The sequence below is a fragment of the Deinococcus sedimenti genome, assembly GCF_014648135.1.
Lineage (GTDB): Bacteria > Deinococcota > Deinococci > Deinococcales > Deinococcaceae > Deinococcus > Deinococcus sedimenti.
Genome location: NZ_BMQN01000001.1, coordinates 1,079,639 through 1,100,668, shown reverse-complemented (window position 1 = coordinate 1,100,668; position 21,030 = coordinate 1,079,639). Strand labels below are relative to the sequence as shown.

The 21,030-nt window shown below is 69.9% G+C and carries 18 protein-coding genes; 9 read left to right on the top strand and 9 right to left on the bottom strand.

Features of this window, described 5'->3' with window-relative positions:
• Positions 1–36: 36 nt before the first annotated feature.
• The 6 genes from galK to IEY69_RS05475 form a co-directional block, all read right to left on the bottom strand.
• A complete protein-coding gene (gene galK, locus IEY69_RS05500) occupies positions 37–1,080 on the bottom strand; it encodes a galactokinase (RefSeq protein WP_189072080.1) in 1,044 nt (347 codons plus the stop codon).
• On the bottom strand, positions 1,077–2,207 hold the full coding sequence (gene galT / locus IEY69_RS05495) for a galactose-1-phosphate uridylyltransferase (protein WP_189072079.1): 1,131 nt from the start codon (positions 2,205–2,207) through the stop codon (positions 1,077–1,079). The genes galK and galT overlap by 4 nt, the downstream gene beginning before the upstream one ends.
• Positions 2,204–3,700 (bottom strand): glycoside hydrolase family 36 protein, encoded by a 1,497-nt coding sequence (locus IEY69_RS05490; protein WP_189072078.1) that lies wholly within the window; start codon positions 3,698–3,700, stop codon positions 2,204–2,206. The genes galT and IEY69_RS05490 overlap by 4 nt, the downstream gene beginning before the upstream one ends.
• On the bottom strand, positions 3,693–5,729 hold the full coding sequence (locus IEY69_RS05485) for a beta-galactosidase (protein WP_189072077.1): 2,037 nt from the start codon (positions 5,727–5,729) through the stop codon (positions 3,693–3,695). Before IEY69_RS05485 ends, IEY69_RS05490 begins: the two co-directional genes overlap by 8 nt.
• 64 nt (positions 5,730–5,793) lie before the next feature.
• The gene (locus IEY69_RS05480; protein ID WP_229783644.1) at positions 5,794–6,552 is read right to left on the bottom strand and encodes a DeoR/GlpR family DNA-binding transcription regulator; all 759 of its coding nucleotides are present in this window, start codon (positions 6,550–6,552) and stop codon (positions 5,794–5,796) included.
• A 160-nt stretch (positions 6,553–6,712) separates the two neighbouring features.
• Complete coding sequence (locus IEY69_RS05475) at positions 6,713–7,054, bottom strand: FKBP-type peptidyl-prolyl cis-trans isomerase (protein WP_189072076.1); 342 nt, start codon at positions 7,052–7,054, stop codon at positions 6,713–6,715.
• Between the two features lie 227 nt (positions 7,055–7,281).
• Between IEY69_RS05475 and lepB the strand changes: the two genes are divergently transcribed.
• A complete protein-coding gene (gene lepB, locus IEY69_RS05470; RefSeq protein ID WP_189072075.1) occupies positions 7,282–7,854 on the top strand; it encodes a signal peptidase I in 573 nt (190 codons plus the stop codon).
• Between the two features lie 67 nt (positions 7,855–7,921).
• Entirely contained in the window at positions 7,922–8,434 is a 513-nt protein-coding gene (locus IEY69_RS05465; protein WP_189072074.1) for a hypothetical protein, read from the top strand.
• 221 nt (positions 8,435–8,655) lie between these two features.
• On the opposite strand, the gene pckA is transcribed toward IEY69_RS05465, so the two are convergent.
• Positions 8,656–10,245 (bottom strand): phosphoenolpyruvate carboxykinase (ATP), encoded by a 1,590-nt coding sequence (gene pckA, locus IEY69_RS05460; RefSeq protein WP_189072073.1) that lies wholly within the window; start codon positions 10,243–10,245, stop codon positions 8,656–8,658.
• Between the two features lie 362 nt (positions 10,246–10,607).
• Positions 10,608–11,780 (bottom strand): alginate biosynthesis protein AlgP, encoded by a 1,173-nt coding sequence (locus IEY69_RS05455; protein WP_189072072.1) that lies wholly within the window; start codon positions 11,778–11,780, stop codon positions 10,608–10,610.
• A gap of 188 nt (positions 11,781–11,968) precedes the next feature.
• On the opposite strand from IEY69_RS05455, the gene IEY69_RS05450 reads away from it, so the two are divergent.
• Positions 11,969–13,600, top strand: a complete 1,632-nt coding sequence (locus IEY69_RS05450) for a DNA repair protein RecN (RefSeq protein ID WP_189072071.1) — start codon at positions 11,969–11,971, stop codon at positions 13,598–13,600.
• 97 nt (positions 13,601–13,697) lie between these two features.
• Positions 13,698–14,774 carry a protease complex subunit PrcB family protein gene (locus IEY69_RS05445; RefSeq protein WP_189072070.1) on the top strand — a complete coding sequence of 359 codons (1,077 nt, stop codon included), beginning with the start codon at positions 13,698–13,700 and terminating at the stop codon, positions 14,772–14,774.
• A 563-nt stretch (positions 14,775–15,337) separates the two neighbouring features.
• On the opposite strand, the gene IEY69_RS05440 is transcribed toward IEY69_RS05445, so the two are convergent.
• Positions 15,338–16,435, bottom strand: a complete 1,098-nt coding sequence (locus IEY69_RS05440; RefSeq protein WP_189072069.1) for a BMP family lipoprotein — start codon at positions 16,433–16,435, stop codon at positions 15,338–15,340.
• 236 nt (positions 16,436–16,671) lie between these two features.
• Between IEY69_RS05440 and ligA the strand changes: the two genes are divergently transcribed.
• From ligA to IEY69_RS05415, 5 genes are all read left to right on the top strand, one after another.
• Positions 16,672–18,696, top strand: a complete 2,025-nt coding sequence (ligA, locus tag IEY69_RS05435; RefSeq protein WP_189072068.1) for an NAD-dependent DNA ligase LigA — start codon at positions 16,672–16,674, stop codon at positions 18,694–18,696.
• 86 nt (positions 18,697–18,782) lie between these two features.
• Positions 18,783–19,133, top strand: coding sequence for an Asp23/Gls24 family envelope stress response protein (locus IEY69_RS05430; protein ID WP_189072067.1), 351 nt, complete (start codon positions 18,783–18,785; stop codon positions 19,131–19,133).
• The gene (gene nusB, locus IEY69_RS05425) at positions 19,130–19,630 is read left to right on the top strand and encodes a transcription antitermination factor NusB (protein WP_189072066.1); all 501 of its coding nucleotides are present in this window, start codon (positions 19,130–19,132) and stop codon (positions 19,628–19,630) included. Before IEY69_RS05430 ends, nusB begins: the two co-directional genes overlap by 4 nt.
• Positions 19,627–20,526 (top strand): bifunctional methylenetetrahydrofolate dehydrogenase/methenyltetrahydrofolate cyclohydrolase FolD, encoded by a 900-nt coding sequence (gene folD, locus IEY69_RS05420; RefSeq protein WP_189072065.1) that lies wholly within the window; start codon positions 19,627–19,629, stop codon positions 20,524–20,526. The genes nusB and folD overlap by 4 nt, the downstream gene beginning before the upstream one ends.
• Complete coding sequence (locus IEY69_RS05415) at positions 20,510–20,965, top strand: divergent PAP2 family protein (RefSeq protein ID WP_189072064.1); 456 nt, start codon at positions 20,510–20,512, stop codon at positions 20,963–20,965. The genes folD and IEY69_RS05415 overlap by 17 nt, the downstream gene beginning before the upstream one ends.
• Positions 20,966–21,030: the final 65 nt, after the last annotated feature.

Below are 21,030 nucleotides of genomic sequence, written 5' to 3'. Positions count from 1 at the left end.
GCGCGTGGGGCATCGGCACACTGGCGTACGGGTGTGTTACGGAACGACCTGGGAGCCCTGCTCGCTGTACTGGGCGAGGACCACCTGCGCGGCGGCGGTGGCCTGTCCCTGGCGGACGAGGGCGACGACCGCGCCGCCGAAGCCCGCGCCGGTCATGCGGGCGCCGTACACGTCCGGGTGCGCCTGGAGCAGCGCGACGAGTTCGTCCACGCGTTCGTGACTGACAGCATAGTCGTCCCGGAGGCTGGCGTGGCTGACGTTCATGAGCTGCCCGAAGCGGATGGCGTCCACACCGGGTTCCAGTGCGGCCAGTACGCGGTTGTTCTCGGTGACGACGTGCCGGGCACGCTCGCGCAGGACGGGCGGCAGCGTCTCGACGATCAAAGGATCGGTCACGTCTCGCAGTTGCGGGACGCCGAGCAGGCGGGCGGCTTCCTCGACCTGAGCGCGGCGTTCGTTGTATCCGCTCTCGGCGAGGCGGCGCGGCACGCCGGAGTCGATGACGAGCACCTCCGCCCCGGCGGGGAACGGCACGGCGCGGCGGTCGAGGCTGCGGGTGTCGATCAGGAGCATGGTGCGCGTGTCGGCCAGGGAACTGGCCATCTGGTCCATGACGCCGCACTTGACCCCCACGAACTCGTGTTCGACCTGCACGCCGCGCAGGGCGAGGGACACGTCGTCGAGGTCGAGGTCCGCGAGGTCCCGCAGGGCGCGGAGCGTGGCGACCTCCAGCGCGGCGCTGCTGCTCAGGCCGCCGCTGGGTACGTCGCTGGTGATGAAGGCGTTCAGGCCCTCCTGCACGCCGCTCAGGGCGAAGCAGCCGGTCAGGTACGGCGCGAAGCCGCTGCCGACCTCGCCAACCGGCACGCGGATGGTCTGGTCAAGGTTCGCGGAATACAGGACGTGCTCGCCCGTGCCGTTGTGGCCCAGCGCGACCGTCGCCTGCTGCGGGATGGCGGTGGGCAGCACGAAGCCCCCCTGGTAGTCGGTATGTTCGCCCAGCAGGTTCACGCGGCCCGGGGCCTGCGCGGTGGCCTGCGGCGCACGCCCGAACGCCTCTTCGTAACTGGTGTGGGTCACAGTCCGTCTCCTGCGGTGTCCGGTACGGCGCGCAGCTCGGCGGCGGCGACCTCCGGGAACTTGTCGTTCGCGAACTCGCCCGCGCCCTGCTCGGTGCCCGCCAGGAACTTCAGGCGGCCCGGGGCGCGCAGGTACGGGTAGATCTCGATGTGCAGCGGGAACGCCGGGCGGGGCGTGTCCAGCGGCGCCTGATGCACGGTCATCAGGTACGGCATGCGCACGCCGAACAGGCCGTCCAGGCGGCGCAGCGCATCGCGCAGGACCCGCGCCATGCTGAGCCGCTCGGCGTCACTCAGGTCACTCAGGAGGCTGACGGGCCGGGTGGGCAGCACCCACGTCTCGAAGGTGTAGCGCGCAAAGGGCGGCACGACGCTCAGGGCCGCGCCGTCGTCGCGGATGATGCGGTCCTCGGCGGCGCGTTCCTCCTGAATGAAGTCCTCCAGCCAGGGGCGGCCGTGCTCGGCGACGTACGCGTCCATCTGCGCGGCGGCCCGCGCGGCGACCGGCGGCACGTGATCGTACGCGTAGATCTGCCCGTGCGGGTGGTGCAGGGTCACGCCGACCTCCACCCCACGGTTCTCGAAGGGCAGCACCGCGTTGATCTGCCCGGTCTCCGCGAGGCGGGTGGTGCGGTCGGCCCACACGGCCAGCAGCAGGCTGATCTGCTCGTCGGTCAGGTCGCACAGGCGGCCCTGAGCGCTCTGGCTGAACACCACGACCTCGCACTTGCCGACGCCCGCGCGCGTCCCGGCGGGGCCGGGTTCCGGGTCGGGGGCCGTCAGGGTCAGGCTGGGGAAGCGGTTGTCGAACACGGCGATGTCGTACTCGCCGCGCGGCAGTTCGGTGGGGTGCTCGGGGTCGCGGGTGGGCGCCAGCGGGTTGTACTCGGGCGGCGGGAGGAACGTGCGGCCCATGCGGTGCGCGGCGTACATGACCCACTCGCCCCGCACCGGATGCCAGCGCATGAGGGGCCGGGCGTCCACGGGGTCCGGGCTGGGGCTGGGAATCTCGCTGTCCACGCGGATGGGGTTCAGGCCGTACAGCGTCATGGCGCGCCCGTCGGGTTTCGTGAAGTCGGCGGCGTGGTACCCGCCGGGCAGGGCTGCGGTGGTGGATTCGGTGGTCATGCCTGCTCCTTGCCCTGCGCGGACCGGTACCCGTGCGCGGGAATGCCGCCTTCAGCGCGGTCCGTGAGGTTGAACGTGCCGCGCGTGAAGTGCGTCACCGCGTCCCCGTGCGACGCCGCGAGCGTCACCGGGCGGTCCGGGGTGCTGACCGTCAGGCACTGCCGCAGCAGCGCGCGGCCCTCCTCGTCCAGCAGGCTGATCGGGTCGCTGCTGGCCCGCAGGCCCCCGATGACGTCCAGCATCCCCGCGATGGCGTCCCGCTCGGTGGCGTTCAGGAGGCTCAGTTCACGGCGGCAGATCGCCACGTCCGGGTCCGGCTGGTACCACGCGTGCTGATACCAGCGGCTCAGCGCGGTGTGCAGCGCGTTGCGGGCGCTGGGGCCGGTCGCGTCGCCCAGCCACACGCGGCGGGAGTCCTCGTCCCACAGCGGGGCCACGTCGGGACCGGTGCGCATGGCGTCCACCAGCCCGATGCTCTGCGCCAGCGGCGCCCCGCACGCCAGGATGAAGGCGTCGTCGCCCACGCCGTCCCGGAACGCCTGCAGGCCCATCCGGTACGCCTCGGCCCGCCCGACCGTCGGGTCGTGACGCACGCCGGGCTGGGTCGCGCCGTACAGGAAGTCGATCTTCAGGTACGTGTACCCCCAGCCGCGCACCGTGCGGCCCAGCTCGCGGATCCAGTCCAGCGCGCCGGGGTGCGTGGTGTCCAGCGCGTGGTACGGGCCTCCCCAGTTGTTCCCGAACGCCAGCGGCTGACCGTCCTCGCCGCGCAGCAGCCACTCGGGGTGGTCGCGGAACAGTCGGCTCTGCGGCTGCACCAGGAACGGCGCCAGCCACAGCCCGGCCGTGAAACCCAGTTCCGCGAGGCGCGCGGGCAGTTCGCGGGCGTGCCCGCCGAAGTGGGCGCTGGGGTCCTCCCAGTCACCCAGGAACGTCTGGAAGCCGTCGTCGAGCTGGAACACGTCGAAGTCCAGCCCGTGCTCGCTGGCCAGTCGGGCGTTGTCCAGCATGGCGTCCAGCGTCACGTCACGGTAGTACGAGTACCACGAGCACCACACCCGCAGCGGCGCCGGCGTCCGCGCGCCCATCGCCACGCCCAGGTCGGCCGCGCGGGCCTCCAGGGTGGCGATCACGTCCCCGGTCTCCTCCCAGGTGACGGGAACGTCGGGGCCTTCCAGGGTGCAGGTCACGGTCACGGCCTCGGTTCCGGCGCGGGCCTCCCACTGCGCGAAGGTACGCGTGGCGTCCCCCACGCTGCCGACCCAGCCGCTCCCGTCCGCGCGCACCAGTGCCAGCACGGTATGGCTGCGCCACACCCCGGCCTCGCCGCTGGGCGGGAAGCCCGGATCGTGCCCCTGCTCCACCCGCCAGTGCTGCCCCGGCACGGCCTGAACGTCCGTCAGCGGGCGCAGTTCCGCCTCGCTCCACGACTGGAATCCACTGATCAACACCCGCAGGTCCTGCGGGGCCTCATTGACTGTCCACTTATTCACCCTGCACTCCTTTCCCTTGCGTGGGCGACCAGTCGCCGCCCAGCACCACCGAACTCACCGGATCCAGCTCCAGGCCGCCCCACGTCACCGCGTGCGGATGCCAGTTCTGCACCAGCGTCCGGTCCGCGCGGCGCGACACGCGCACCCCCTCCGGCAGGTCCAGCAGCGGCACGCCCGCGCCGCCCAGCACCTCGCGCAGCACCGCACGGATCAGGTCGAGGCTGTGCGCGCCGATCACGGTCGCGTTCCCGTGGCGGATCACGGCGCTCTGCCCGTCCAGCGGCCCACCGGCGTACGTGGCGAGCGTCTGCGCGCCGGTCACGCGGTAACTCTCGGCCCAGAGGCTCGCGTCCACGCTCCCGAACGCGCCGGTCACGCCCTGCGTCACGCCGGGACGCAGGCTGTCGTACTGCAAGAGGCGCGCCCCAGTCATCTCCGACAGCGGGCCGAACTGCCCGTCCGACCACGTCGCGCCGCCCGGCGTGCGGAACGCCGTGCGCGGCCCGAACACGAACGGCACGCCACCCTGCGCCGCCGCCTCCCAGCGCGCCGCCCGGTCCGCGGGGACCAGCGTGATCGCCGGGGCGACCACCGCCGCGAAACCGCTCAGGTCCGCGTCCGGGTGGGTGATCTGCACGTCCACGCCCAGCGAGCGCAGCGCCATGTAGTACGTGACCGTCTGCGCCCAGTAGCTCAGGCCCGCCGCGTGCCGCTGCTGGTCATAGATCCACAGGCTCTCGTAGTCGTGCAGCAGCGCCACGCGCGCCGGGACCGGCCCCACCGGGAACTGCGTGAGGTCCAGGCCCGCGACCTCCGCGAAGCCCCGGTCGGGCGTCTCGTCGTGGCGCAGCAGTCCGGAGTGCATGACCTCCTGCGCCATCGTCGCGGCCCGCCAGCGGAAGTAACTCACGACGTCCGCCCCGTGCGCCCACGCCTGCGCCGTCCACAGCGCCACCGCGCCTTCGGCGGGCAGCGGGTTGTACGGCGCCCAGTTCACCTGACCGCACTGCTGCTCCATGACCCAGAACCCGTTCGGCGTGCCCGCCCCGTCCCGGCCCAGCCCGTCCTTCCCGAGCATCAGGCTGCGGTACACGTCATGGTTGAACGCCACCAGATCCGGGTGCCCGGTGCGGGCGTAATGGGTCTTCAGGTCCTCGCCCACGCCGGGCGGCGCGAAGAATTCCAGCATCCCGGTCGGGTAGTTGTCCCACGTCGCGAAGTCCAGGCCGCGCGCCACGTCGTAATGATCGAAGCCCGACTCAAAGATCATGAAGTTGTGCGTCACGAACCGCCCCGGCGCGAGTTCACGCAGGATCTCCACCTGCTCGGCCTGGAACGACGCGATCAGGTCCGACGCGAAACGGTGGTAATCCAGCACGTGCGACGGGTTCGGTTCCGTCACGGTCAGCGCCGGGGACTTCACCTGCGCCCAGTCGGTGTACTCCATGCTCCAGAACACGTTCCCCCACGCCTCGTTCAGCGCGTCCAGCGTGCCGTAGCGCGCCTGCAGCCACGCGGGGAACGCCGCCTCGCTCGCGCCGCCGTAACTGCGGCTGGTGTTATGACACCCGAACTCGTTGTCGGTCTGCCAGCCCACCACCGCCGGATGCTGCCCGTACCGCTCGGCAACCGCGCGCGTGACGAGGCGCGAATGCTCCCGGAACACGGGGGAGGCGAAATCGTAGTGGCGGCGCGACCCGAACTCCCGCACGCGGCCCTGCTCGTCGAACGCCAGGATCTCCGGGTGCGCGCGGATCAGCCACGCGGGCGGTGTGGGCGTCGGCGTGCACATCACCACGCGCAGGCCCTCGGCGGCGTACGCGGCGATCGCGTCGTCCAGCCACGCCCAGTCGAACTCGCCCGGGCGGGGTTCCAGGCGACTCCAGGCGAACTCCGCCACCCGCACGAAGCGCAGGCCCAGCTCCGCCTGCATCCGCGCGTACGGCGCCCAGCGGTCAGAGGGGACATGCTCGGGGTAATCGCAGGTGCCCAGCATCAGGAATTCGGCGGTGGGATCAGGGTTCGTCATGGGTGGCCTCGGGTGGGGGAGAGGATCGGTAACCGGTTTCTGTGCGGATAGGCGAAGCATCGGATTACACCACGCGCACGTCCTTCACGGCGTCCAGCACGTCCGGCGGGGGAGAGGTTGCGGCGCGGTCCGTGATCAGCGTCGACACCCGGTCCAGCGGCGTGATGAACGCGCGGCTGACCACGCCCAGCTTGCGGTGATCGGCGACGACCACCACCTCGCGTGCCTGTTCGGCCATCAGGCGCTTGACCTCGGCCTCCTCGTGGTTCGCGTTCGTCACGCCCGACGCGGCGTGCACGCCGTTGCAGCCCAGGAACAGCCGGTCGGCGTGAATGTGGCGCAGCACGTCCAGCGCGTACGGACTGACCAGCGAGTGCTGTAGGGGCCGGAGCGTCCCGCCGGTCACGATGACCCGCACGCCGGGAAGGCGCTCGAGCAGCAGGGCGATGTTCAGGCCGTTCGTCACGACCGTCACGTCCTGCAGAGCGGGGGACAGCGCCCGCGCGACCTCGGAGGTGGTGCTGCCCACGTCCAGGAACACCGTGTCGCCGCTCTGCACCAGGGCCGCCGCCGCCTGCCCGATGCGGCGCTTGGCGGCCGCGAACTCGCGCATGCTGGTTTCCAGCGGGGCCTCGCGGCGCAGGTCCAGCGGCAGGCTGACCCGCCCGCGCGTTCGGCGGACGTGCCCGGCGGCGGCCAGGGCACTCAGGTCGCTGCGGACCGTGACCTCCGAGACGCCCAGCAGCCCGGAGAGTTCCGTGACGCCCAGTTCGCCGTGCTGGCGGACCAGCGCGACGATCTCGCTGCGCCGACCTTCGATCACGGTTGTCCTGTGGCTTTCATGTCTTTCGGAGTTTACGGAAGTTATGAACGACAGGCAAGAGGACCGGCTGTCAGGCTGGGCCGGTCATCTGTATCACCCGCGTGCGGGGCAAGAAAAAACCCCGACCGCGCAGGTCGGGGCTGGTCGTGAACGACTCCCCTCAGCGGACGTCCATCAGTTCCACGTCGAACACCAGCGTCGCGCCGCCGGGGATCACGCCGGGAACGCCCGCCGCGCCGTAGCCGAGGTGGGCCGGAATGGTGAGCTTGGCCTTGTCGCCCACGCGCAGCTGCGCAATGCCCTGATCCCAACCCTGGATCACGTACCCGACGCCCAGCGGGAACTCGATGGGTTCACCACGGTCACGGCTGCTGTCGAACTTCTGCCCGTTTTCCAGCGTTCCGGTGTAGTGCACGCGGACCATCTTCCCGGCCTGCGCCTGCACGCCGGTCCCCTCGTGGTACTTGTCGATCTTCAGTTCCGTCTTCCCTTCAGCGGTCATGCGCGTCAGGGTAACGGGTCCCGACACCGGTCCGCTACCCAATCTGAAGTGACCGTGAAGGCAATTGTGTGCAGCCGGAGCAGGATGGGCGCCCGCTCAAGGCGCCGGAGGTGGCCAGAAACTCCTGTCGCCGCTGCCTGGGCCGCCACTTCCGCAGCTCGTGCGGGTCGCGCGCCATGAGGCGGGTGAGGGGAGCCTCTGCCGGGGGTACGCTACCCTGAACAGCTGTGACCTCTGCCGACTCCTCCCGCGACAGCTGGCGCGCCTGGCTGAGCAGCGCGCTGGGCGTCTACCTGCTGACCACCTTCGGCTTCACCCTGGCCCGCGTGGACGGGGACTCCATGAACCCCACCCTGAACAGTGGCGACGTGCTGGTTCTCCTGAAATACCCCCGCTGGCTGCGCGCCTGGGGCCTGGGGGGACCGTACCCCCGTCGGGGCGACCTGCTGATCTTCAAGGCGCCGGCCGACAGCCCCTACGCCTACGAGACCGTGCTGGGTGTGCAGCACCGGCAGTACAACGTGAAACGCGTGCTGGGTCTGCCGGGCGATACCGTCACCATCCGCGACGGCCGCGTGATCGTGAACGGCCAGCGTGTCGCCGAGAGTTACGCCAGCGAGGGGTTCGTGGAGGACCAGCCGCCACTGCGGGTTCCGCCCGGCAAGGTGTGGGTGATGGGAGACAACCGCCGGATCGGTGAGAGCCTGGACAGCCGCACGTACGGTCCAGTCGACCTGCGTGACGCCGCCGGTCCGGCCGATCTGCGCCTGTGGCCCCAGCCGGGCCTGATCCGCCGCTGATGGTCGGCCAGTGTCCGTTCACGCCCGGCGGGGTGGGTCCTCACAATCGAGCGCTACGGTGCCTCTCATGAAGTTCGCCCGATTCCTCCTGCCGTTAACCGCCCTGAGCCTCCTTGGTGTCACTCAGGCCCAGACTCTCGTGCCGTTCAGTGATCCCAAACTGCCGTTCAGCGCCAACCTGCCCAAAGGGTGGCTGGGCGTGGACTTCCAGGACGGGACCAGTGGCGTCTCCATCGTCTCGGCCAAGGCCCCCCCCGCCACCCTGCTGCGCATGCTGTTTGTCGACAAGGCAGGGGGCAAGCCTACGCCGGACGGCGAATTCAAGAAGTTCGAGGCGGGGATCAAGGGAACGGGCGCCGCCGTCAAGCAGACGGCCAGCCGCACGCTGAAGGTCGGAGCCCTGAGCGGCCTGGAGCGCAGCTACACCCTCACCCACCCCAAGGGCCAGCTGAAGATGCGGGTGTGGTACGGCGTCGGCGCGAAGAACCTCTACTCGTTCCAGCTGACCGACACGCCCGCCCGCTTTGCTGCCGCCAGTTCAACCTTCGACAAGGTGCTCGCCAGCGTCAAGTTCAAATAGACGTACGCCAGAAGGCGGCCCCTCCAGTGAGTGGAGGGGCCGCCTTCTAGACTGCTGTCACGCCAGGATTCAGAGGAATTGCCGGGTGTCGTCAATCTTTCTGAATCGAGTGGTACGAGTACCGGAGGAAGCAGCGGTGGGGAGCGCAACAGAGGAGCGGCCTGTTGGCGCACGGAAGGAGGCGGCCCTGCCAATCTGGGGGGCCGCCTCTCGTTGTCGGGTCAGTTCGCGTCGGGGTTGGGCATGCTGTTGGTGACGGCGGCGTCCACGCCCGCCTCGAAGCGTTTGAAGTTTTCGCGGAACATGCGGGCCAGTTTGCGGGCCGTCTGGTCGTAGGCGCCTTTGTCCGCCCAGGCGTCGCGGGGGTTCAGCACTCCCTCGGGCACGCCGGGCACGCTGGTGGGGATCTCCAGGTCGAAGAAACCTTCCTTCTCGAAGGGCACGTCGTCCAGCGCGCCGGACAGCGCCGCATTGATCATGGCGCGGGTGTGGGCGATGCTCATGCGTTTGCCCTGGCCGTACATGCCGCCGCTCCAGCCGGTGTTCACCAGCCACACGCGGGCGCCGCTCTCCTGCACCTTCTGCGCCAGCAGGCGGGCGTACTCGCCGGGGTGGCGGGGCATGAACGGCGCGCCGAAGCAGGTGCTGAAGGTGGGGCTGGGTTCGGTCACGCCGTCCTCCGTGCCGGGGATCTTCGCGGTGAAGCCGCTGATGAATTGGTACATGGTCTGCTCGGCGCTCAGGCGGCTGATGGGGGGCAGCACGCCGTACGCGTCGGCGGTTAGGAACACCACGTTCTTCGGGTGGCCCGCGATGGAGCCGGGCTGCACGTTGCCGATCTGGTCGATCGGGTAGGCGCTGCGGGTGTTCTCGGTCAGCGAACCGTCGTTCAGGTCGGGCTGGCCCTGATCGTCCAGCACGACGTTCTCCAGCACAGTGCCGTACGTGCGGGTGGTGCGGTAGATGGCGGGCTCGGCTTCGGCGTTCAGGTTGATGACCTTGGCGTAGCAGCCGCCCTCGAAGTTGAACACGCCGGTGTCGGTCCAGCCGTGCTCGTCGTCGCCGATCAGTTTGCGGCTGGGGTCGGCGCTCAGGGTGGTCTTGCCGGTGCCGCTCAGGCCGAAGAACAGCGCCACGTCGCCGCCCTCGCCGACGTTCGCGGAGCAGTGCATGGGCATGACGCCCGCTTCGGGCAGCAGGTAGTTCAGGACGCCGAAGATGCCCTTCTTGTTCTCACCGGCGTACTGGGTGCCGCCCGCGATGATCATCTTCTTCGTGAAGTTCACGATGATGAACGTGTCGCTGCGCACGCCGTCCACAGCGGGGTCCGCCTTGAACGAGGGGATGTTCAGCACGGTCCAGTCCGTGTGGAACGACTCCAGTTCGTCGGGGGTGGGGCGCACGAACATGTTGCGGATGAACAGCGAGTGGTACGCCATCTCGGTGACCATGCGGCAGCCGATGCGGTAGCGGGGGTCGGTTCCGGCGTACACCTGCTGCACGAAGAGTTCCTTGCCTTCGGCGTAGCGGGTCATCTTGTCGAGCAGGCGGTCGAACACGACCGGGCTGATCGGGGTGTTGAAGCCGCCCCACCACACGCGGTCGCGGGTCTGGTCGTCTTCCACGATGAAGCGGTCCTTGGGGCTGCGGCCGGTCTTGTTGGTGCGGACCGTGAGGGGGCCGCTGGCGGCCTGCACGCCCTCGCCGAGGCGGATGGCGTCGGCGTACAGTTCGGTCACGCCGGGGTTGAGGTGGATGGTGGCGGTCTTGATGCCGAGGTCGGCCAGGGGGTTGGTCGCGGTCAGGCTCATGGGTCCTCCGGGTGCAGGGGCGGCACAGGGAGCGTGCCGGGGTGAATTGGTGTTCGATGTTACGGAGAAATTGTCGCCTGTGAAGCGGTTCCAGTCCAACCTTAGTGGTGTCACACTCCGGGAGACAACAGCCGCGGACGTCCACTGGGAAGGGACGACCTTACACGTGTCGACCCGCACCACGCGCGCACATCTCAGGTCCCTGCACCAGCCCGCATCGCCACTTCCAGTTGCCAGGTCGGCCGCACGCTCTTTTGTTCGGAACGTGAACAGAATGGCTGGACACCCATCCACCACCGCTTTCCCACGACAGAAAAGTGCCCCTCCCCGTCAGGGAGGAGCACAGGCATGCGGCCTCGAACTCAGTTGGGCTTCTTCGCCTCACCCGCCGGTTTGGCGGCATCTGCATCCTGGGCCGCGGTCTTCGCCGCTGCAGGCGCGTCCGGAGCCACCGCACCGGCGGCTGACGCGCCGGTCGTGGCCGCCTGCGTGGCCTTCGCTGCGCCGGGCGCGGGGGTCGCCTGCGGCTCCTCGATACGGTCCAGCCACATCGAACCGATCAGGTTGCGGGCATTCCGGCCCGCGTCGTGCAGACCCTGGGCCGCTTCGGGGCTGACCTTCTCGACGGCGCTCAGGATCGCCTGACGCGCAGCGGGCACGCGGGCCAGCACGACCGCCCCGGTTCCCAGCAGCACCAGCGTGGCGACCGCGCTGCCGCCCCCGCTGCTGCGGTCATCCCGGCGGGCACGACGCACCTGTTTCTCAATCAGTTTCAGTTCGCGGCCCAGCTGCTTTTCCAGCGGCGCCAGCTTGCGGGTCACGGCGCGTTCCAGCTGACCACTGCTGAGCCTGCGTTTCCCGCTGCGCAGGTCCCGCTCCGCGTTACGGCGTGCCTGCCGCAGGGTGCGTTCCACGCGCCGGCGACGCGCCTCGGCCCCGTCGACCGCCTCGTGCAGCGAGGAGCTGACCGTGTCCTGCACGTTCGCCAGCAGTTCCGTCGCGGCGCCCTGTGCGTCCGACAGCGTCAGCACAGCCGCGCGGCGGGCCGGGCGGGTGGCTTTCTCCGCCCGTTTCAGCCCGCGGTTCGCCTGCTCCTGAACCGTGTGGCCCGCCGTGGACGCCAGGTGACCGGCGCCGTGACCCAGCGTCCGCGCCTGCTCGCCACCGACCACGGCCGCGCGCGCCGCCGCTTCCTGCGCCTGACCGGCCAGTCCACTCGCCGCGTGCAGCACGCCTTCCAGCAGAGCACTCGCCCGCGGCGCCGCCTCGTCCTTCAGGGTGGACGCTGTGCTGACGACCGTGTGGGCGCCACTGCGGGCCGTTTCCTGCGCCAGCAGCGCCGCCTGACTCGCCGCTGACAGCAGGGCAGGTTTCACGCTGTCACTCAGGGTGTGGGTGGTGCCGCTCCAGGCCGTGCGGCTGCCGTCCACCAGGGCCCGGCGCGTGTCGCGGCTCGTCATCAGGCCCGCCAGGGCCCCCAGCAGGACGAGGCTGCGCTTGCTCACGCCGCCCGTCGGATCCGTATTCGTGTTCATGGTGACTCCTTTTCGCCCGCCGCGCCCGTGCAGCGTGCAGGGCTGCGCGGACAGGTCATGCGGCCCATTCTCTGACCCTGCCCCGAGCCCAGTGTGGGCAGAACGTAACGCTGCATTCATGTTCAGCCCGTCCGGATCGTCACGTGCTGACCGTTCCGGTCGGGGGGACGCGCGCTACACTCGGGGGCGTGACCCGCAAGGCCCTGCGTTCCGACGCCCCACCCGTCCTGCCGCCCCTGCGCGCCCTGGAAGTCCGGAATCTGGCGACCATCCGCACCCTCACGCTGGACTTCGAGGCCGGGCTGAGCGTGTTCACCGGCGAGACCGGCGCGGGCAAGAGCATCATCGTGGACGCCCTGGGTCTGCTGCTGGGCAGCCGCGCCAACACCGACCTGATCCGCAGCGGCGAGGACGACCTGCTCGTCACCGGCCACTGGGGTGACGAGATCGCCAGTCGCCGCGTGACCGCACACGGCCGCAGCACCGCCCGACTGGACGGCGAGGTCGTGAGCCTGCGCGAGTTGCAGGACTGGGCGCAGCACCGTCTGACCATCCACTGGCAGCACTCGGCGGTCAGTCTGCTGACCCCCGCCAACCAGCGCGCCCTGCTGGACCGGCAGGTGGAAGCCGAACACACCGCGTACGCGGCGGCGTACCGCGACTGGCAGGACGCGCGCACCCGCCTCGACCGCCTGCGCGCCACCGAACGGGAACGCGCCCGGCAGCTGGACCTCCTGCAGTTCCAGGCGCGGGAAATATCCGACGTGAGCCCACAACTGGGCGAGGAGGACCCCCTCCAGGCGGACCTGACGCGGCTGGCGAACCTCGACACCATCGCGCAGAGTGCCGCCGGAGCGCTGCACCTCCTGAGCGACGGGGACGAGAACGCCCTGGGCTTCCTGAACGAGGCCGCCCGCGCCCTGAACGCCGGAGCGCGGTTCGACGAGACCACCGCCCAGCTGCAGAGCGAGCTGCGCGAGGCAGTGGCCAGCATCCAGGCCGTCGTCGGAGAACTGCGCGGCGTCGCCGAGGACCAGGCCCCCGACCCCGAGGAACTCGCGCGGGTCGAGGCCCGCCTGGGCGCCCTGGGGAAACTGCGCGCCAAGTACGGCCCGGGCCTGGAGGACGTCCTGAACTTCCACGCGCAGGTCGAGACCGAACTGGCGGGGCTTACCCGCGACGAGCAGGACGCCGGCACCCTGGACGCCGAGGTGGACGCCCTGCGAACCCGCGTGCAGGCCGCCGGGGAGAAGCTGGACGCCGCCCGCCGCAAGCGGGTCGCTCCGCTGGCCGCCGACCTGCTGGGCGTGATCCGGCAGCTGGGCATGCCCCACGCCCGCCTGGAATTCCACCTGGGCGCCCTGAGTGAACCCGGCCCGCACGGCCTCAGTGACGTGACCCTGTTCTTCAACGCGAACCCCGGCGAGGACCTCGCCCCACTGGCGGACGTGGCGTCCGGCGGGGAACTGAGCCGCGTGATGCTCGCCATCAGCACGGTCCTGGGCGCCGACACGCCCGCCGTGGTCTTCGACGAGGTGGACGCCGGGATCGGCGGGAGCGCCGCGCACGCGGTGGCCGAACAGCTGCGCGCCCTGGCCGCGACGCGTCAGGTGCTGGTCGTCACGCACCTCGCGCAGATCGCCGCGCGCGCCGACCACCACTTCAAGGTCGAGAAGAGCGTTGAGGACGGCAGAACCGTCAGCCGCGTCCGCCTCCTGACCGGCGACGAGCGGCTGGAGGAGATCGCGCGGATGCTCAGCGGGCACGCCAGCGGCGCCGCCCTGGAACACGCCCGCGAACTCCTGGCTGCCGGCGCCTGAGCCCTGTCCCCCACACGCACCGGTCAGGGCCGAGCCTCAGGGTTTCGGAAAGGCGGGTTTCAGTCCACCGTCAGCCTGCCCTCATAAGCTGAGCCTCATGAACAGAACCCTTCTGGCCGCCGCACTGCTCGGTGCGGGCCTCCTCAGCGCCTGCTCCATGACCGGCCCCGGCAACCTGAAAGTCCACGAGGCCGTCCTGTACGGCGGCGCGCAGGAACGCGTGGTGTGGGTGTACGGCACCACCCAGGGTGGCCAGAGCAGCGTGAAACTCGGCAGTCAGGCGGTCGACCTGCGCGCCCAGGTGCAGGACCCCATCGCCACGCCCGGCAGCCTCAGCGTGAACGGCAAGGCCACGTACCGTGAAGCCACGGCCGCGCTCTCCCCACAGGTCACCGTGACCCGCCAGGGCACCACCTTTGTCGTCACGCCCGGCAGCGGCGCGCAGATCAGCACGGTGTATTACACCGACGGGCAGAGCTGGACCCGACTGAACGGCACCAGCGGGCAGGTCAGCGGGACCCGCGTGGACGGTCTTCAGGGCGCCGGACAGCTCACCTCCGACGAGGCCCGCGTCCTCGGCGAGACCCTGCGCCCACAAGGGCCCCTGGCCGTCGCCGTCCTGGCCAACCGGCCCGCCCCAACCCTGAGCGTGGAACCCACCCCGACCGAGCACCTGCGCACCGACCTGTACGTGCTGGGCAGCGTCCCCAGCGCGCAGATTCAGCCGCCCCGACCCACTCCTGTTCCCACCACCCCTGGAGGCACCGTGACCGTCACCCAGATCGCGACCGGCACCAACGCCAATATCAGCGAAGCTGCCGTGCAGGTCGCCACGACCGCCAGCGCCGCCAGCAGCCTCTACACCCGCGCCTACGGACGGCAGAGCAGCGTCCCCACCCCGCCCAGCGTGACCGGACGCACCCTGATCGGCGTGTTCCTCGGCCAGCGACCCACCGGCGGGTACGGCGTGCAGGTGCTCAGTGCCAGCGGCAGCACCGGAAGCCTGACCCTCCGCGTCCGCCTGACCGCCCCGGCGCCCGGCGCCATCCTCGCGCAGGTCATCACCAGCCCCTGGGCCATCGTCAGTGTGCCCGGCACCTACACCTCAGTCACGGTGCTGGACGAGAACGGTCAGCCCCTGCCGGGCGGCATGGGCGGCGGACAGACGCGCTGATCCACACCCACAGCGGAAGGCAGCGGCACCGGGGGCTCCCTCGGTGCCGCTGCGCTGCATGGACTGCAGCAGACAAACGCGTAGGGGGCGGCGGATCAGGGATCCCCGGGGCCGATCAGGAGTGCGTCGGTGGATCAGGACGCAGCAGGACAAGGGCGAATGCGGAGTCGCTCGTATCTGGGTGTAGGGTAGCTATGCTCCGTGGACCAGCTGGTGGACACCGTCTGGTCTGATCCTGACGCCATCCATGCCGAACCACCGTGCACTGTCACATGACGGTGCTGACATGGGGCTCCAGTTCCATTGAAGGGCCAACACCACGCCCTTCAATTCCACTTCCAACCGCTGGTGTTGTCAGGAGCTCGCTCCGCTCGTTCAGGAGTATTGAAGGGCACCTTCGCTACTCCCGAATGCTGCTGTGAGAATCCCCAGCCAGGTTTTCGCGGGTCAGGGCGCGCAGTCTGCCTGGACCGGAGGCATCAACGCCTGATGGTCAATCGGGGGCTGACCTGGATGTCAAGAAGGCGGCCCCGGGAGGGGGCCGCCTTCAGTGCTGTGCTGGATTACTTGGTGGGGACCTTGATGGTGCCGCTGATGATCTTGGCCTTGACGGCTTCGACCTTCGCGACCTGGGCGCTGCTGATCAGGGCCTTGTTGTACTGGTCGACGGCGTAGCCGACGCCCGCGTCCTTCAGGCCGAAGCGACGCTCGCCGCCCTTGAACTTGTTGCTCTTGACGTCCTGGATCAGGGCGTACACGGCGTTGTCCACGCGCTTGAGCATGCTGGTCAGGCCGTGGTTCATGGTGGCGGGGTTCTTGTCGAAGTCGCCGAGGTAGTTCTGGTTGCTGTCCACGCCGATGAAGAACATGGGGCGGGTGTTGCCGGCGCAGGCCTTCTGGTACGCGGCGCTCTTGGCGACCTTGTTGAAGTTGTTGGTGTTGAACTTCACGCCGCTGGGCAGGCCGCTGGCCTTGAGGCACTGGGTCTGCTTGACGTAGTCGATCACGCCGTTGCCGGAGGCGCCGGCCGCGGCGAAGATGATGTCCGCACCCTTGGCGCGCATGCTACCGGCGATTTCCTTGGCCTTGCTGGGGTTGTTCCAGGCGTCAGGGGTGGTGCCGACGTACTGGGCGATGACCTTGATCTTGGCGTTGGCGGCCTTGGCGCCGGCGGCGAAGCCCGCTTCGAACTTGTGGATCAGGGGGATGTCCATGCCGCCGACGAAGCCTACGACGCCGGTGGAGCTGTTCATGCCGGCGAGGTAGCCGACGAGGTAGCTGCCCTGCTCTTCCTGGAAGACGAGGCTGGCGACGTTCTTCTCGGCGGAGACGTCGTCAACGAGGCCGAAGTACAGGTCGGGGTTTTCCTTGGCGACCTGGCTGATGCTGGCGTTGTTGGCGAAGCCGACGCCGACGGTCAGGTCGAAGCCGTCCTGGGCGAACTGGCGGATGCCCTGCACGGTCTGGCTGGGGTCGCTGGGTTCGAAGTCCTTGGTCTCGATGCCGAGGTTCTTCTTGGCGCGCTGGCTGCCTTCGTAGGCGCTCTGGTTGAAGCTCTTGTCGAACTTGCCGCCGGCGTCGTAGGCGAGGCCGACGCGCAGGGCCTGAGCGGAGGCGGCGGTGGCGGTCATGGCGAGGGCCAGGGTCAGGATCTTTTTCATGTGATGTTCCTCCAGGGAATATGGTGAGCGGATTGCTTGAATAGAGTATACGGATTTTGGTGGGTGTCTAGACCCCCGAATCACGTTGACCGATTGGTCAGTTGCTCTGTAGCGGATGAGTGCGCTGTTACTCGATTCTTAAGCCTTGTCGTACCCCATCGGGGGTGCCACACAGACCAGCCCCCAGGGTACCGGGATGGCCTGAACTGAAGCTGAAGTGGGATACCCTCTGGGTCATGACGCCGCTTGACTTCGACCGCTATCTGGCCCTGCGGGCCGAGGTGGCCGCCCACAACCGCGCCTACTACGAGCAGGACGCCCCGACCATCCCCGACGACGAATACGACCAGTTGGCGCGGGACCTGCGGGACCTGGAAGCCGCGCACCCCGACTGGGCCGCGCAGGCCGGAGCGGACAGTCCCGCGCAGACCGTCGGTGGGACGCCCGGCGCGGCCTTCCAGCCGGTCGACCACCCCACGCCCATGACCAGCCTGGACAACGCCTTCGACGACGCGGAACTGCGTGAATGGCAGGAGAAACTGTCCCGCGCGCTGGGCCTCCCTGCCGAGAGCGACGACTTCATGTTCACGGGCGAACTGAAGATCGACGGGCTGAGCGTGAACCTGTACTACCTGAACGGTGAACTCCAGTGGGCGGCGACGCGAGGCAACGGCGTGACCGGCGAGATCGTCACCGCGCAGGTGCTGACCGTGCCGGGCCTGCCCACCCACCTGCCCGGCCTGACGGGTGAACTGGAGGTGCGCGGCGAGGTGTACATGAGCCGCGTGGACTTCGCGGCGTTCAACGCGCAGGCTGAGGAGCTCGGCACGCCGCTGCTGAAGAATCCCCGCAACGGCGCGGCGGGCGCGCTGCGGCAGAAGGACCCGGAGGTGACCCGCAGCCGTAACCTCAGGGCGATCTTCTATGCGATGGGCAGGCGGGACGGCGTGCCTGCCCGCACCCAGGCGGAGGTGCTGGCCTGGCTGGCCGCGCAGGGTTTCCCCACCAGTGGTCACAGTGAGACGCTGCACGGGCTGGACGCCGCCGCCGACTACCACGCCCGCATGACCGCCGCGCGCAGCACCTTCGAGTTCGACGCGGACGGTACCGTCCTGAAACTGAACGACCTGCGCGCGCAGGAGGAGGCGGGCTTCACCAGCCGCGCGCCCAGATGGGCGATCGCATACAAGTTCCCGGTCGAGGAGGTCGAGACGACCCTGGAGGCCATCACGGTCAACGTGGGCCGCACCGGGAAGCTCGCGCCGCTCGCGCACCTCGCGCCGCGCCTGATCGAGGGCAGCACCGTCAGCCGCGCCACGCTGCACAACGAGGACTTCATTCGCGACCTGGACCTGCGGATCGGGGACACGGTCGTCGTGCGTAAGTCCGGGGGCGTGATCCCGCAGATCATGCGCGTCCTGACCGAGAAACGCCCGGACGGCGCCCAACCCTTCGAGTTCCCCACCCGCTGCCCCGAATGCAGCCACGAGGTGACGCGCGCCGAGGGTGATGCGAACACCTACTGCCCGAACCCCGCCTGCCCCTCGCAGGCCTTCGAGCGCATCCGGTACTTCGTGTCGCGCGGCGCGATGGACGTGCGCGGCATCGGCGAGAAACTCGTGGCGCAGCTGATCGAGACCGGCCTCGTGCGCGACGCCGCCGACCTGTACGCCCTGAGCGCCGGGCAGCTGGCCGCGCTGGACCGCGGCGGGGACAAGAAGGCGCAGAACATCCTCGCGCAGCTGGACGCCAGCCGCGGCAAGCCCCTGTGGCGCCTCGTGAACGCGCTGGGCATGAACCACGTCGGCGAACGCAACGCCCAGGCGCTCAGCCGCGCCTTCGGCACTCTCGACGCGCTTCTGACCGCCACGCCCGAACAGATCGAGAACGTCCCCGGACTGGGCGGCGTGATCGCTCAGAGCGTCACCGCGTCCCTGGCCGACCCCAGCATGCGGGGACTCATCGCCCGCCTGCGCGCCCACGGCGTGAACCCGCAGGAGGAGCAGGTCACGCGCGGCGATCAGCTGCAGGGCCTGAACTTCGTCATCACCGGCACGCTGGGCCGACCCAGGGACGCTATCAAGGCGCAGCTGGAACAGGCCGGGGGGCGCGTGACCGGCAGCGTCACCGGCAAGACCAGCTACCTGATCGCCGGTGAGGAGGCCGGCAGCAAACTCACCCGCGCGCAGGAACTCGGCGTAACCGTGCTGGACGAGGCGGCCCTGAACGACCTGCTGCGCGAACGCGGCGTGACCGCCTGAAGGCTCAGCTGGACGCCCAGCGGGTACACTGACGGTATTGTCGCGTGCCCCGAGCGCCGGGCACACGAAGTGGAGGCAAGACCAACATGGCAACACCCGAAGTCGAAATCAGCAAGAACGTCCTGATGGACATCGCCGCCACCACCCTGGACGGCATCGAGGGCACCGAGATCGCCACCACCTCCATGAAGGTCGGCGAGGTGCTGCGCAACCAGAGCGCGGGCCGCAAACCCCGCGCGCTGAAAGTTACCCGCGAGGGCCAGGACGTCACCATCGACGTCGGCCTGAACATCGAGTACGGCCGCAGCCTGACCGCCACCGCCGAGAAGGTCCAGCAGGCCGTGTGCGAGAACATCGAACTCATGACCGGCCTGCGCGTGCGCGCCGTGAACGTCACCGTCCAGGGCGTCTGCGTGCCCAAGGGCGGTCAGGCGTGACCCGCCGCCGCGAGAAGGCCGCCGCGCCCGTCGGCACGCGCCGCGCCGCCCGCGAATTCGCGTTCCGCGTGCTGTTCGAGGCCGACCGGGGCAACCTGCCCATGCAGAGCGTGTTCACCCGCGCCGAGGGCAGCATGCGCGGCGGGGACGACACCTACCCCACCCTCAGCGAGGAGGCCCTGACCTTCGCGCAGCAGCTCGTGCAGGGCATCTCGGCCGCCCGCCCCGACGTGGACGCCACGCTGCGCCGCACCATCCGCGGCTGGAGCTTCGACCAGATGGCCCAGACGGACCTGAACGTCCTGCGACTGGCCACCTTCGAGATGATGTACACGCCCGAACCGCACCCCCCGGTCATCGAGAGCGCCGTACGCATCGCCCGCAAGTTCGGTGGCGACGACTCCGGCCGCTTCGTGAACGGCGTCCTGGCGGGCCTGAGCCGCAGCCTGAACGAGAAGGCCGCGTCCGCGCCCACCCGCGAGGAGCCGCAGGAGTGACCCCGGGGACCGCCCGGGTCCTCGGCGGACCGCCCGCCGCCGCCGCGCTGCTGACCGAGGCCGGACGCCGCGCCGGGCGGCTGCCCCGCCCCCCTCACCTCGCCCTGGTGCGGGTGGGGGAGGACCCCGCCAGCGTGTCCTACGTGCGCGGCAAGGCGCAGAAGGCCGCCGAGGTCGGGCTGAGCAGCCACGTGCACGCCCTGCCCGAGGCGACCACCCAGGCCGAACTGCTGGCCCTGGTGGAGACGCTGAATGCCGACCCGGCCGTGAATGGCATTCTGGTGCAGCTGCCCCTGCCCGCGCACCTGAACCCGGAGCCCGTGCTGCTGGCCCTGGACCCCGCCAAGGACGTGGACGGCCTGCACCCCGCGAACACCGGCGCGCTGTGGAACAACCACGCCGGGCTGCGCCCCTGCACCCCGGCAGGCATCATGGCCCTGCTGGCCCACCACGGCGTGACCGTGGCCGGGCAGCGGACCGTCGTGGTGGGCCGCAGCGCCCTGGTGGGCCGCCCCGTTGCGGGCCTGCTGCTGAACGCGGACGCCACCGTGACTGTCGCGCACCGCGCCACCCCCGACCTGGGGGCCGTCACGCGCGAGGCAGACCTGCTGATCGTCGCGGCCGGGCAGGTCCACCTGATCACCCCAGACATGGTGCGGCCCGGCGCAGTCGTCGTGGACGTCGGCATCCACCGCGTTCCCACCGAGAGCGGAAAGGGTCGGCTGACCGGGGACGTGCACCCAGACGTGGCGCAGGTGGCCGCGGCACTGACGCCCGTACCCGGCGGCGTGGGCCCCATGACCGTGGCGCAGCTCCTGATGAACACCGTGATCGCCGCCGAACGGCAGCACGCCCGCGCCCCCCACCCCGAGGTGTCCGGTGAACACGTTCGCTGACCTGCTGAGCAACCGCTGGCTGTGGGTGGCCGTGCTGAGCAGCACGTTCGCGCAGGTCGCCAAGGTCCTGCTGATCCTGCTGATCGAACGGCGCTGGCGGCCCGGGGCGTTCATGGAGACCGGCGGCATGCCCAGCAGCCACTCCGCGATGGTGGCCGCCCTGACGACCGGCGTGGGCATCACCGAGGGCGTCGGGCACCCCCTGTTCGCTGCGTGCGCCGTGTTCGCCCTGATCGTCATGTACGACGCGACCGGCGTGCGCCACAGCAGCGGCCAGCAGGCCCGACTGCTGAACGACCTCGTCGAGGAGCTGCGCGCCGTGGTCCGCGAGGGCTTCGCGCCCCTGCCCCTGCGGGTCCTGATGGGGCACACCTACCTGGAGGTCCTGGTGGGTACGCTGCTGGGCATCGCCGCCGGGTTCATCGCCTTCAGCCGCTGAACCGCCAGCTCCACTGCCGCCCGCGAGTCATTGCGGGCGGCGACCTTTTACCCGCAGCGCAACGA

What these genes read in the sequence shown, in the direction of transcription:
- IEY69_RS05445 (WP_189072070.1), top strand. Translation starts at nt 13,698, where the DNA reads ATGAACAGAACCCTTCTGGCCGCCGCACTGCTCGGTGCGGGCCTCCTC.
- IEY69_RS05465 (WP_189072074.1), top strand. Translation starts at nt 7,922, where the DNA reads ATGAAGTTCGCCCGATTCCTCCTGCCGTTAACCGCCCTGAGCCTCCTT.
- IEY69_RS05430 (WP_189072067.1), top strand. Translation starts at nt 18,783, where the DNA reads ATGGCAACACCCGAAGTCGAAATCAGCAAGAACGTCCTGATGGACATC.
- IEY69_RS05440 (WP_189072069.1), bottom strand. Translation starts at nt 16,435, where the DNA reads ATGAAAAAGATCCTGACCCTGGCCCTCGCCATGACCGCCACCGCCGCC.
- IEY69_RS05485 (WP_189072077.1), bottom strand. Translation starts at nt 5,729, where the DNA reads ATGACGAACCCTGATCCCACCGCCGAATTCCTGATGCTGGGCACCTGC.
- IEY69_RS05475 (WP_189072076.1), bottom strand. Translation starts at nt 7,054, where the DNA reads ATGACCGCTGAAGGGAAGACGGAACTGAAGATCGACAAGTACCACGAG.
- pckA (WP_189072073.1), bottom strand. Translation starts at nt 10,245, where the DNA reads ATGAGCCTGACCGCGACCAACCCCCTGGCCGACCTCGGCATCAAGACC.
- galT (WP_189072079.1), bottom strand. Translation starts at nt 2,207, where the DNA reads ATGACCACCGAATCCACCACCGCAGCCCTGCCCGGCGGGTACCACGCC.
- ligA (WP_189072068.1), top strand. Translation starts at nt 16,672, where the DNA reads ATGACGCCGCTTGACTTCGACCGCTATCTGGCCCTGCGGGCCGAGGTG.
- IEY69_RS05455 (WP_189072072.1), bottom strand. Translation starts at nt 11,780, where the DNA reads ATGAACACGAATACGGATCCGACGGGCGGCGTGAGCAAGCGCAGCCTC.